At 64.9% G+C, this 11,934-nt stretch carries 12 protein-coding genes; 3 read left to right on the top strand and 9 right to left on the bottom strand.

All coding sequences use genetic code 11. The annotated features are described in order from the left end of the window. Positions 1-27 precede the first annotated feature (27 nt). From KF715_01165 to secG, 3 genes are all read right to left on the bottom strand, one after another. Positions 28-522 carry a ribbon-helix-helix protein, CopG family gene (locus KF715_01165; protein ID MBX3735272.1) on the bottom strand — a complete coding sequence of 165 codons (495 nt, stop codon included), beginning with the start codon at positions 520-522 and terminating at the stop codon, positions 28-30. Positions 523-525: 3 nt separating this feature from the next. Continuing rightward, a complete protein-coding gene (locus KF715_01160; protein ID MBX3735271.1) occupies positions 526-1,350 on the bottom strand; it encodes an outer membrane lipoprotein-sorting protein in 825 nt (274 codons plus the stop codon). A gap of 64 nt (positions 1,351-1,414) precedes the next feature. Next, a complete protein-coding gene (secG, locus tag KF715_01155; protein ID MBX3735270.1) occupies positions 1,415-1,759 on the bottom strand; it encodes a preprotein translocase subunit SecG in 345 nt (114 codons plus the stop codon). A gap of 121 nt (positions 1,760-1,880) precedes the next feature. Here secG and KF715_01150 point away from each other — a divergent pair, with 121 nt between their 5' ends. Then, positions 1,881-2,450, top strand: coding sequence for a hypothetical protein (locus KF715_01150; protein MBX3735269.1), 570 nt, complete (start codon positions 1,881-1,883; stop codon positions 2,448-2,450). A gap of 80 nt (positions 2,451-2,530) precedes the next feature. Here the strand turns inward: KF715_01150 and KF715_01145 are convergent, their stop codons facing one another. From KF715_01145 to KF715_01120, 6 genes are all read right to left on the bottom strand, one after another. Then, on the bottom strand, positions 2,531-3,472 hold the full coding sequence (locus tag KF715_01145) for a ParB/RepB/Spo0J family partition protein (protein MBX3735268.1): 942 nt from the start codon (positions 3,470-3,472) through the stop codon (positions 2,531-2,533). A gap of 1 nt (position 3,473) precedes the next feature. Further along, positions 3,474-4,037, bottom strand: a complete 564-nt coding sequence (locus KF715_01140; GenBank protein MBX3735267.1) for a LysM peptidoglycan-binding domain-containing protein — start codon at positions 4,035-4,037, stop codon at positions 3,474-3,476. Between the two features lie 45 nt (positions 4,038-4,082). Then, positions 4,083-5,060, bottom strand: a complete 978-nt coding sequence (gene fmt / locus KF715_01135; GenBank protein MBX3735266.1) for a methionyl-tRNA formyltransferase — start codon at positions 5,058-5,060, stop codon at positions 4,083-4,085. 147 nt (positions 5,061-5,207) lie between these two features. Continuing rightward, positions 5,208-6,695, bottom strand: a complete 1,488-nt coding sequence (gene der / locus KF715_01130; protein MBX3735265.1) for a ribosome biogenesis GTPase Der — start codon at positions 6,693-6,695, stop codon at positions 5,208-5,210. Positions 6,696-6,808: 113 nt separating this feature from the next. Further along, positions 6,809-7,996, bottom strand: coding sequence for an aminotransferase class I/II-fold pyridoxal phosphate-dependent enzyme (locus tag KF715_01125; GenBank protein ID MBX3735264.1), 1,188 nt, complete (start codon positions 7,994-7,996; stop codon positions 6,809-6,811). A gap of 16 nt (positions 7,997-8,012) precedes the next feature. Next, on the bottom strand, positions 8,013-8,498 hold the full coding sequence (locus KF715_01120; GenBank protein ID MBX3735263.1) for an Lrp/AsnC family transcriptional regulator: 486 nt from the start codon (positions 8,496-8,498) through the stop codon (positions 8,013-8,015). Between the two features lie 113 nt (positions 8,499-8,611). Between KF715_01120 and ffh the strand changes: the two genes are divergently transcribed. Next, entirely contained in the window at positions 8,612-9,964 is a 1,353-nt protein-coding gene (ffh, locus tag KF715_01115) for a signal recognition particle protein (GenBank protein MBX3735262.1), read from the top strand. Between the two features lie 213 nt (positions 9,965-10,177). Then, positions 10,178-11,866, top strand: coding sequence for a BNR-4 repeat-containing protein (locus KF715_01110; GenBank protein MBX3735261.1), 1,689 nt, complete (start codon positions 10,178-10,180; stop codon positions 11,864-11,866). Positions 11,867-11,934 lie beyond the last annotated feature (68 nt).

Raw genomic sequence — 11,934 nt, 5'->3', positions numbered from 1 at the left:
GGCAACTTCGGTCATAGGTGAAGGCGCTTAACGCGAACGCGCCTTCTTCGTTCGCGGCGTGGTCTTCCGGGGAGTCTTGGGCGTGCGTTTCGCCGCGCGCTTCGGTGGCTGAGAGTTCTTGCGGGCAGTCTCGGCGGCGGGACGCGTGGAGGCGGGACGCGATTTCGCGCGCGGCGAAGGTTCCGGCTCGTGCGGCACCGCACTCGGCATCTCGATCTCCAACTGGCCGGCGGCAGCTTGGTCGAGGTGCGGCAAATACGAATCGACGGCGAGGCGCACCAGTTGGCCGATGCTTGTCTGCTTCGCACGCGCGATGCGCTTCAGATCGCGACGCACCTCGATCGGCAGACGCACGCTCATGCTCACATGCGCCGGGCGCGGCACCGCGACGTCCTCGAAATCGAAGCACTCCAATGCCGCGCGGATGATTTCGCTGACCGATTTCGCCTTCCTCTCGCGCACGGACTCGTTCAAGCGATCGAGGAATTCGGCCTCGAGTTGGATGCCAGTCGGGACGTCCATGGGCTAGAATCGCTCGATCTTTCCGCCCGGAACTTCCATTGCCGGCCGCGCCAGCGTCTCTGGCGCGAACGCCTCGGGCGTCAACGGCAGGTCGAGCGCCACCGCGGCGACGGCGAACCGGGTCTTCGCCCGCGTCCGATGATTCCGCAGGTCGATCGACTTCACCAGCCACTGGTCGCCGACCTTCTTGAGGTCGAGCACCGTGACGGTCTTGAGCGGCTTGCCGTCCGTGTCGATCCACTCGGCCTGCGTCATCGCGGCAAACTGCGTATCGAGAAACACCCGGACCGCGGCAGGCGCCAGCGTATCGGCGGGCGCCACGAACGAAGCCGGCGGATAAAGCAGGAACGCGTGCGCCGGGCGGCCGCGCACGTTGGCCACGCCTTCGTAGACGAAATCGCTCCAGCGCATAAACGGCATCTGCAAGTCGAACAGCGTGAGATCGGTGCCTTGCACGGGTGCCAACCACTGTTCGACGGGCAACAGATGCGCGGTCGCGCTCTGTTCACCGGCGTTCCAGGCCCAGACTTCCGCCTGCGCGCCGCCGTGCAGGAGATAACGCTGCTCGTGGTTGCCGGCCTGACTCGAAGGATCGACGACAACGAGTCGCGTCAGCGGGCCGTCGGAGCCCGGCATCCCGAGCATCTCGCCACTCAGCGCGCGCTCGTCGCCTTGGCGCGGAATCACGGTCAGCTCGAACTTCAACCAGTAGCCGCCGCGAATGCCGACGTTGCGGAAGCCGGCGAGGATTTGCGCGCCCTCCGCTTGGTCGGGCTTGCCGATGAATTTCGGAGCCGGTCGCGCCGCCAGCGCAGCACCCGGAAGCACAAGGGCCGCCCCAACGAGGGCTGCAAAAAACAAAACCCGGCGAACCGGGTTTCGAAGAAACTTGTTACTTCTTGGGCTCACCGGGCGTCGTTGGCGCAGGCGTCGTGGCCGGCTGGGCGGCCGGAGCGGTGACGGTCGGAAGTTTCGCATCGGCGGCCGTCTGGTGCTTCGACTGGTAGATGTGCGCCAGATAGAGGCCGAAGCTGAGCACGAAGAAAAGAATCGCCGCGTTGATCGTGGCCTTGCTCAACACGTTACCGGTTTCGGCACCGAACGCGGACTCAGCGGCACCGCCGCCCATGGCCGCCACGCCGCCGTCCGATTTGGCCTTCTGCATCAGGACAACGAGGACCAGAAACAGCGACACGAGGATCAGAACCACCGTGAAAATATTGATGAGCAAGTTCATGAAAGGGCCGAACGAACGGATTCCGACCCGCTTTGTCAACCAAAGTTCTGACCGCTTCGCCCGCCGCGCCACTCGGGAACCGCCGGGCCGAGCGAACGTCTCAATTCCCCACCCTACTCCCATGAAAATCTCCACGCTTTCGCTCCGCGGCCTGCTGGCCGCCGCCGTTTGCAGCGCCACCCTGGTGGCCGTCGCTGCGGGCAAGGCCGATAAGACCGATCCCGCGGCCAAGCCCGCCGACCTTCAGCTCCAGATCAATGTCCCTCCGACATGGCGGCCCTTTCTCGACGACCGCATCGCGGACTCGCTGGCCGGGATCCTCACCGACACGTTCAAGCGCCGCGGCTTCACCGGTGTGATCGACTTCATCCCCGACGCCGAGCGCGCCCCCAAACCCGAGCTCCCGCTGCTCACGCTCAACCTGCTGACTTGGCGCATCGACCACGTGGGCAACGCCGAGTGCACCCTCTCCGCGGGGCTTTCCGCGTCCGGCGGAGAGAAACGCGATCTCGGCATCGTCACGCAGACGCAGATCACATGGATTCAGGAGCGGGGCCGCTACGGTCTTCGCGGCTTCGAGGTCGCCAATGCACTCGAGGACGCTGCGACCGCCGCCGTGCGCGACCTCTACAAGCGCGTGGACGAAACCGGTCTGGTGCAGGGTTTCCCGCCGCCTAAGCCCAAGAAATAGTCCGGCCACCGCACGGCGCGCGGCACCGGCGAGCCACATTATTCGACCGACGAGTCGGGCCTCCCCGACTCATCAGCGCGTCAGAGCGTGACGCCCATGCGTTCCAGCACGCGCGCGAGATCGTCGTTGCCGTGATACTCCACGATGATGCGCCCGTGCTTCGGCGCATGGCGCAGTGTGACGCGCGCACCGAGATGGCTGGTGAGTTTCTTCTGCACGTCGGCGAGCGCCGTCGTTTCCGCCGCCGGAGCGCTGCGCTTCTTTCCGGGGCCGGTCGCACTGCCGCGCCTTCCCTGCACGATCTCCTCGAGTGCGCGGACGCTGAGGCCGCTTTCGATGGCGCGCCGCGCCAGCACGAGGCGCTCGGGGCCGTTGTCCAAGCCGAGCAGGACTTTCGCGTGCCCCACGCTGAGCATCGCCTTGCCGAGATAGCTCTGGATTTCGGGCTCCAGCGCGAGCAGGCGGAGGGAGTTGGCTACCGTCGCGCGACCACGGCCGACGCGCTGTGCCGCGGCGTCCTGCGTGAGATCGAAATCGCGAATGAGACTGGCGTAACCATGCGCCTCCTCGATCGGGTTCAGGTCCGCGCGCTGCAAATTCTCGATCAGAGCGAGCGAGGCCGACGAGGCGTCGCTCGAGGTCATGACGCGAGCCGGAACGGTCTTCAGCTTCAGCTGCTGAAACGCGCGCCAACGACGTTCGCCGGCGATGAGCTGGAACTTCTCCCCGACCTGCCGGACCACGATGGGTTGGAGCAAGCCTTCGGCGCGGATGCTCTCGACGAGGTCGGCAAGCGCTGCGGGATCGAACTCCTTGCGGGGTTGATACGGGTTCGGCTCCACCTGCGCGACCGGGACTTCCCGGTAGCCGGGCAAGCCGTCGTGCACCGGAGCGGCAGGAGCGGCGGCAGGCGCGTGGCCCGCAGGGGCGGCGGCGGCTAGGAGAGCGGGTTTGGCCGGGGTGCCGCTCGCGATGAGCGCACCGAGGCCGCGACCGAGGCGGGAGGGGGGCGGTTTGGCCATGTTATTTGGCGAGAGGGATGAATAGCGTCTGGCCGACGCGGATCTTCGTCGGGTCGCTGACTTTGTTTGCGTTGATGATATCCTGGAGGCGTGCGCCGTTCTTCTGCGCGATCGAGGAGAGCGTGTCGCCGGTTTGCACCGTGTAGTTGACGCCTTGTTTCGGAAAATCCTCGGAGAAACTCGTCTGCACCGCCGGGCGCGCGGCTTGGTTCTTGGCGAGCGCCTCGAGCGCAGCGTTCGTTTGTTTTCCCAGGCGCTCGAGCTGCCCGGCGACTTGCGCGAGCACTTCGCGTTTCTGCTCCGCGAGGTCGCCTTGCACCGCGCGATTGAGCTCGGCGATCGCCTTGTTGAGTTGCTCGACGGTCGCGTAGCTCTGGTTCGCCCTGGACTGCAGCGTGGCGTTTTCGCGCGAGAGTTGCTCGATGGTCAGCGACAGTTCGCCGATGCGCTGCTTCAGCTCGCGGACATCCTCCCGCACACTCGCCAGCTCGAACGCCGCGTTATTGGCCGGCTGGGCCAGGACGGTGACGGTCGCGAGACTCCCGAGTAGAAACCACGTTCGCATATCGGCAGCTTGGAAAAAAGCCGGTCGAAAACAAGCGAAGACCCGTCAGCGCGGCGGACGCGGGAAAGGCTTCGCTCCGACCAACTCCGGCATCGGCTGCGACGGCAGCAGCGTGCCCGCCACGATGGGGAAGCCGCGGAGAAATTCGCCTGCTTCGAGCATTTTGCCGCCGGGTCGTTGCAGACGGAGCACGCGCAGCGCTCCGGCGCCCGTCGCGACCAGAAGCCCCTCGCGGTCGGCCCCGAGAACGCAACCGGGCTCGCCGGATTTGTAACCTAATAGGTTACAAACCTCCGCGGAACCGAACTTGATCGGCTGGCCGGCGATCTCGACGGTCGTCGCCGGCCAGGGAAAGAGTCCGTTGATGCGCGCGGCGAGGGCGGCGGCAGGGCGCGTGAAATCGAGCGCGCCGTCCGCCTTCTCGAGCTTGCGGCAAAACGTGGCGCCCGCGTGGTCCTGCTCGCGAAACTCCTGCGTGCCGGCGGCGAGCTTGGGCAGCGCGCGCGCGATGAGCGGGACGCAGGCGGCGGCCAGCTTCGTTTCGACGCTGAGGGCAGTGTCGCGCGGCCCGATCTCGACGCGTTCCACATCGGCCACCGGGCCGGCGTCGAGCGCGGCGACGATGCGCATGAGCGTGACGCCGGTCGTGCTCTCGCCGCTGGCGACGGCGGTCTGGATCGGCGAGGCGCCGCGGTATTTCGGCAGCAGCGAGGTGTGGAAATTCAGCGTGCCGAGACGCGGCGCGTTGATGAACGCGTCGCGCAGGATGTGGCCGTAGGCCATGACGAGCGCGAGGTCCGCGTTGCAGCTCGCGAGCGTGGCAAGTTCGGCTTCGCGCAATCTCTCCGGCTGGTGGACGGGGATGCCGCGTTCGTGGGCCCAGAGCTTGATCGCGTTGGGCTGCACCTTTTGACCGCGGCCGACCGGCCGGTCGGGCTGCGTGAAGACCGCGACGATGTGCGCGCCGCTCCCCTCGCCTGCCAGCCAGTTCAGCATCGGCAAGGCGATCGCGTCCGAGCCCATGAAGACAATTTTCAGCATCTGAGGGATCCGCGGAGGGCCCGCGTCCTCGCGGGCCGATTTTCAGAGACTGGCCTAATTTCCGCTCGTGGCCCGCGGAGACGCAGGCCCTCCGAGAGGCTCAATGCTAATTCGGCGTAGTGTGGTGCCTCAGTCATCCAACACGATCGGCTCGCCCGCGAAATCCGTGTCGATGTCCTCGTCAGCCGCGGCGGCTTCGTTGCGCTTTTGGCCGCGCCGCGAGAGGCGCTCGTCGATCGAGATCTTCTTCTTGCCCACGAGATCGAAGTGGATCGGGCAACCGTCGAGGTGGAACTCCTCGACGAGTCCGCCTTCGAGGTAGCGGCGATAGCTTTCGGTGAGCTTCTCCTCACGGTTGCAGAAAATCTTGATACGAAACGGACGGTTGCCGGTCTGCGTGGCGTAGTAGGCGCGGAAGCGCTGGCCACCGACCGCGGGCGGCGGAGTGCGGTCGGTGAGCTCGACGATGGCGGCGTTGAGTTTCGCGGTCGGAATCTTGCGGCCGAGGCGTTCGTCGAGGGCGCGCGCGGACTTGAGCATGCGCTCGATATCGTGGCCGGTCAGGGCGGAGACGAACATCACGGGCGCGCCGGGGGTGAAGAACAGGCGGTCGTAGAGCGCCTTCTCGAACTTTTCGCGGAAATCGCGCTCGTTGTCGTATTTTTTCAGGTCGCCGCGGCGGATGGCGGCGAAGACGAGATCCCACTTGTTGACGATGACGACGATCGGGCGTCCGGCGCTGACGATCTCGCCGGCGATGGCCTTGTCCTGCTGCGTCACGCCTTCCATCGCGTCGAGCACCATGAAAACGACGTCGGCGGTGTGGATGGCGTCGATGGAGCGGACGCGGGAGAAATATTCGACCGAGGAAGAGAGCTTCGTCGCGGGGCGGATGCCGGCGGTGTCGATGAGACGGAACGGCCAGACCTTGCCGTCGCGCGACTTGTAGTCGAAGTCGAGTTCCACGGAATCGCGCGTCGTGCCGGGCACGTCGGAGACGATGAGCCGCTCGTGCTTGAGGAGGCGGTTCGAGAGCGAGGATTTGCCGACGTTCGGACGCCCGACGAAGCAGAGCGTGAGGCGCTTCTTGTCGTGGTCTTCGGGCTCGGGTTCGGCCGCGGGAAGTTTCTCGAGTATCTTCTCGCGGAGGATCGCTTCACCGTTGCCGTGCTCGGCGGAAACGAAGATCGGCTCGCCAAACCCGAGGCGGAATAACTCGCCGACTTCGCCAACCTTTTCCTCACCGTGGTCGGCCTTGTTGGCGACGAGGATGACGTGCTTCTTCGCCTTGCGGAGCATCTGGCCGACGCGCTCGTCGAGCGAGGTCAGGCCCTCCTTGGCGTCGACGACGAAGCAGATCACGCTGGCCGCGCGGATCGCGAATTCGACCTGCGCCTCGGAGGCCTTGATCAGCTTCGACGGCGTATTGGCGTCCTGCAGGCCGAGGCCACCGGTGTCCATAAGCGTGTAGCCGCCGTCCTTGACCTCGACAGAGACGATGTCGCGCGTGACGCCGGGTTGATCGTGGACAATGGAAACGCGGCGCTTCGCCAGTCGGTTAAACAGGCGGCTTTTGCCCACATTGGGGCGGCCAACGATGGCGACGGTGCGGCTCATAAGCGGTAAGCTGTAAGCAGGAAGCGGTAAGCTCAAGCCAGCTAAATCGCGACCGGCGACCAACCGCGATGGACGGCGCCCGGTGGCGATCGCCGCAGCTTACCGCTTAGAGCTTATCGCTTACCGCCAGCCGCCACGAACTTCTCCATCCGGTCGCAGGCATCGATCAGCTGCTCGTAGCTGGTGGCGAAGCAGGCGCGGACGTGACCGTGGCCGTTGTCGCCGAAGGCCGTGCCGGGGACGACGGCGACCTTGTGCTCCTTGAGCAGGCCGACGGCGAAATCCTTCTCGGTCATGCCGGTGCTCTTCACGTCGGGGAATGCGTAGAACGAACCGCGCGGCGAGTGGCACTTGAGGCCAATCTCGTTGAAACGGCGGACGACGAGGTCGCGGCGGCGGTGATATTGGTCGCGCATTTTCACGACGGAATCCCAGCCGTTGCGCAGCGCCTCAAGCGCCGCTTCCTGCGCGATGATCGAGGCGCAAAGCATCGAGTATTGGTGCACCTTCATCATCGCATCGATCAACACGGCCGGGCCGCACGCGTAGCCGATGCGCCAGCCGGTCATCGCGAATGCCTTCGAGAAACCGTGCAGGAAGATCGTGCGCTCCGCCATGCCGGGCAGGCTGGCGATGCTGGTGTGCGTGCCGTCGAACGTGAGCTCCGAGTAGATCTCGTCGGAGAGCACGAGCAGGTCCTTTTCGCGGCAGAACTCCGCGATCTCGGTCAACTGCTCGCGCGTGCAGGTGCCGCCAGTCGGATTGCACGGCAGGTTGAGCATCAACATGCGGCAACCGGGCTGCCAGGCGGCGCGGAGCGATTCGGCGGTGAGAGCGAAGTTGTCCTTCGCATACGTCGGCACCGCGACGGGGATCGCGTGCGTGAGCGCGATGCTCGGCGAATACGAGACGTAGCACGGCTGGTGAAACAGCACCTTGTCGCCGGGATTGAGGAACGCGCGACAAGCGAGGTCGAGCGCCTCGGACACGCCGACGGCCACGAGAATTTGATCCTCGGGCCGGTAACTGACGTTGAAGTGCTGCGCGACGTAGTCGGCGATCGCGCGGCGCAGTTCGATCATGCCGAGGTTGGACGTGTAGTAGGTCTTGCCCTTTTCGATCGCGTAGATCGCGGCCTCGCGGATGTGCCACGGCGTGACGAAGTCGGGCTCGCCCACGCCGAGGGAGATCACGCCGCCCTCATTTTTCATTTGGGCGACGAGTTCGAAGAAGTCGCGGATACCGCTCTTGGGCAACGCGGCCACATGGCCCGCCACCCAGCGTTTCGGGTCGGTGCTCATTGAGTTGTCCTCCCGGTTACGGCGCGACGTTCAACCGCTCGCCCGAGGACTCGGCTTGATCGAGGATGAAGCCCTGGTCCTTATAGCAGCGGAGTTGGAAATGCGTGGAGGTCGAGAGCACGCCCTCGATCGTGGACAGCTTTTCGGAGACGAAAGCCGCGACGCGTTGGAGCGTGGTGCCCTTGACGAAAAGGAGCAGGTCGTAGCCGCCCGACATGAGGAAGCACGACTCAACCTCGTCGAACCGGCTGATGCGCTCGGCCAAGCGGTTGAAACCGCCGCCCCGTTCCGGAGTGATGCGGACCTCGATGACGGCCCGCACGGTAGCTGCTGCGGCGTCGCGCGAGAGATCGAGCACCGGACGCCAGCCGAGGAAGATTTTTTCCTTCTTCAACTGTTCCAGGTGCTGATTGACTTCGGATTCGGAGACGCCCGCCACTTGCGCCATTTGGGCAGTGGTGAGTTGGCCGCCGTCGAGCAACAGCTTGAGAACAGGGTTCATGGGAGCGGGAAGGTGGCAAATCGCCCGCGTCGCACGCGACTTTAATCCAAAGGGCATGTGGCATAAAAATTTGGGTGGCCTCGCGCGCCGCTTTGGTTTCCCTGCCCCTTCCGATGTTCGAATCCCTGACCGACAAACTGACCAACGCGCTGCGCAACCTCCGCGGCGTCGGCAAGCTGTCCGAGGAAAACATGGCCGACGCGCTCAAGGAAGTGCGCGCCGCCCTCCTCGCCGCCGACGTGCACTTCAAGGTCGCGCGCGAATTCATCGAGCGCGTGCAGACAGCCGTCGTCGGTCAGGAAGTCCTGAAATCGGTCACGCCGGGCCAGATGGTCATCAAGATCATCCACGACGAGCTCGTGAAGCTGCTCGGCGAAGGCACGACCGAACTCTCCGCCAAGCGCCCGTTGCGCATCCTGATGGTCGGTCTGCACGGCTCGGGCAAAACCACCTCGACCGCGAAGCTCGGCAAATTGCTCAAGAAAAAGGGTGCTCGCCCCTTCGTCGTCGCGTGCGACGTCTATCGCCCCGCCGCCATCGACCAGCTCGAGATTCTCGCGAAGCAGGAAGAACTCGGCTTCTACTGCGACCGCGCCTCCAAGGACGTGCCCGCCATCGGCGCCCAGGCGCTGGACGCCGCGACCGCCGCCAACGCCGACATCATCCTCTTCGACACCGCCGGCCGACTCCAGATCGACACCGAGTTGGTCGAGGAAGTGAAGAAACTCAGCGCGCGTGTGCAACCCGACGAGATCATCCTCGTCGCCGACGGCGCCCTCGGCCAGGAGGCCGTGAACGTCGCCAAGACCTTCCACGACGCCCTCTCGCTCACCGGCCTCATCCTCACGAAGATGGATGGCGACGCCCGCGGCGGCGCCGCGCTGTCGATCAAGAGCGTCACCGGCGTGCCGATCAAATTCGTCGGCACCGGCGAAAAGACGGCGGACTTCGAGGTGTTTCACCCGGACCGCCTCGCCTCGCGCATCCTCGGCATGGGCGACGTCGTGTCGCTCGTCGAGAAGGCGCAGGAGACCATCGATCAGAAGGAAGCCGAGCGCATGGCGGAGAAGATGCGCAAGGCGGACTTCAACCTCGAAGACTTCCTCTCGCAGATGCAGCAGGTGAAGAAGATGGGCTCGATGCAGTCCATCCTCGGCATGATGCCCGGCATGAGCGGCGTCGAATTGCCCGGCGACGCCGACAAGCAGATGAAGCGCACCGAAGCCATCATCCTCTCGATGACCGTGCAGGAGCGCCGGAAGCCGCAAATTCTCAATGGCAACCGCCGCATCCGTATCGCCAACGGCGCCGGCGTGAAGGTCGTCGAAGTGAATCAGCTCATGAAGCAGTTCGAACAGATGCAGAAGCTCATGAAGATGATGAAGGGCGGAAACCAGAAGAAGCTGATGCGCCAGATGGAAGCCATGCGCAAAGGCGGTGGCATGGGCGGCATGCCGGGTTTCTGAGCGCGCGCCACCTCGGCTGACACCGTCAGTGTAACGCGCGCTGCCCCGGCAACGCCGGCCCCACGGGGATCGCGTCGGCCGGTGGCTCGCCGCTTCTCTTGACACAGTTTGCGGACTATCCGGCTTGAGCCCGGTTTTTGCCGCCGGATGCTGCGCTCACGACCTGAGCGCAGCCGCAGACCCCGTCGGCTCAACAATTGTCCCCAACCGCGCATGACGACCCACTCCCGCTTGCTGCTTCTCTGTGTTCTGATTCCGACTTGGTTGTTCGCCGCGCCCACTGGACCGGTCGACGCGCCGGAGGTCTACACGCTCGACCGCAATGTTGCCGATCGGCAAATCGCGACGTTCGAGGACGTGGGCACCTATTGCGCTCTGCCCGATTCGCGCGACAAGCCCGAGAATCGCCGTAAATCCCACGAACTCGTCTGGCACCGTGGCGCGCTTTACGCGGGCATGGTGGGCTGGGTGCAACCGGTGTGCGACGCGCCGGGGGTCTCGTTTGCGAACTACCCCGAGGTTTACGGTTCCGGGCTGTTTGTCGCGGCGACCGCAGGAGTGTTCAGACTCGCCGACGATCAGACGCCCGCTCGCCTTGCTGCGTCCGTCAGCGCGGCTCCGACGCCGACCGCAGACACAGCGGCACGCGTGAGGTTGACCACGTTCATGCGGGACGCGGGTTGGTGCTGGTATCAGGATCCGCGCGTCATCCTACATCAGGGTAAACTCTTCATCGGTGCCGTTAAGGGAAACGGCGACGGCGAGGCGCTGGTCGGCATCTACGATCTGCGCGCGGAAAAATCGCTCGGCCCGTTCGTCCTGCACGAGAAATTCGACTGCGACGACCATAACTCTCCCGTGTTCTACGCGCGACCCGACGGCTCGGTGCTCGCGATGTATGCGCGACACAGTCGCGAGAAATTCCACTATTACCGCGTCAGCGATCCGCAGGACTGCACGCGTTGGTCCGAGGAGAAACGCATCGACCACACCGCGACGCTCCCCGAGCGCGACCGCGTGACTTACATGAATCTCCTACCGCTCTCGGCCGAGGGTAAGCTCTACAATTTCTACCGCGGCTTCGAGTTCAACCCCAGCTTCGTGACCTCCACCGACGACGGCCTGACTTGGAGCGAGGATACGCACTTCATCAAAAGCGAGGTCCCCGGTTACCAACGTCCGTATGCGCGCTATGCCGGCAACGGCCGCGACACCGTCCTCGTGACGTTCACCGACGCGCACCCCCGCGACTTCGGAAACAGCATTTACTACACCGCGTTTCGCGGCCGCGCTTTCTACCGCGCCGACGGCACGAAGATTTCCGATCTCGCCGACGGACCGCTGAAGCCCTCCGCCGCCGAGCGGATTTTCCGCGGCAGCGGCGTGAAGACCGACGGCGCCACGCTCGGAAATGCTCCATCCGCCGCGTGGACTTCGTCCATCGCCCTCGACACGCAGGGCCGCCCGCACATCGCCTACACGCTCTACCTCTCGAACGACGACCACCGCTACCGTCTCGCCTCGTGGGACGGAAAGAAGTGGATCGACCGCGAGATCGCCTACGGCGGCCGCTGTCTCTACGCGAAGGAAGCCAGTTACACCGGACTCGTCACCCTCGACCCCGTCGATCCGACCCAGGTTTTCATCTCCACCAACGTGAATCCGAGCACGGGCATCGATTCCGGCGGGCGGCACGAAATCTACCGCGCGAAAATCGGGCCGCACGACAATCTCCAGACGGTGAAATGGGAGCCCGTCACGCACGATTCGTCCGTCGCCAACCTCCGCCCGATCATCGTCCGCGATGGAGCGCAGCGCGTCGTCCTGTGGACTCGCGGCGTCTTCAGATCCTACGCTGATTACAACCTCGAAGCCGTCGGCTTCGTCGAGACGGCCGACTGAGGTTCGGTCAGTCAGGCGCGATCCGGACTATTCGCGACTGAGTGTGGAACGGGCGAAGCCAGTCGCCG

It is taken from the genome of Candidatus Didemnitutus sp. (assembly GCA_019634575.1).
Lineage (GTDB): Bacteria > Verrucomicrobiota > Verrucomicrobiia > Opitutales > Opitutaceae > Didemnitutus.
Note: the sequence above shows the minus strand (reverse complement) of the source record. Positions and strands in the feature narration are given on the sequence as shown.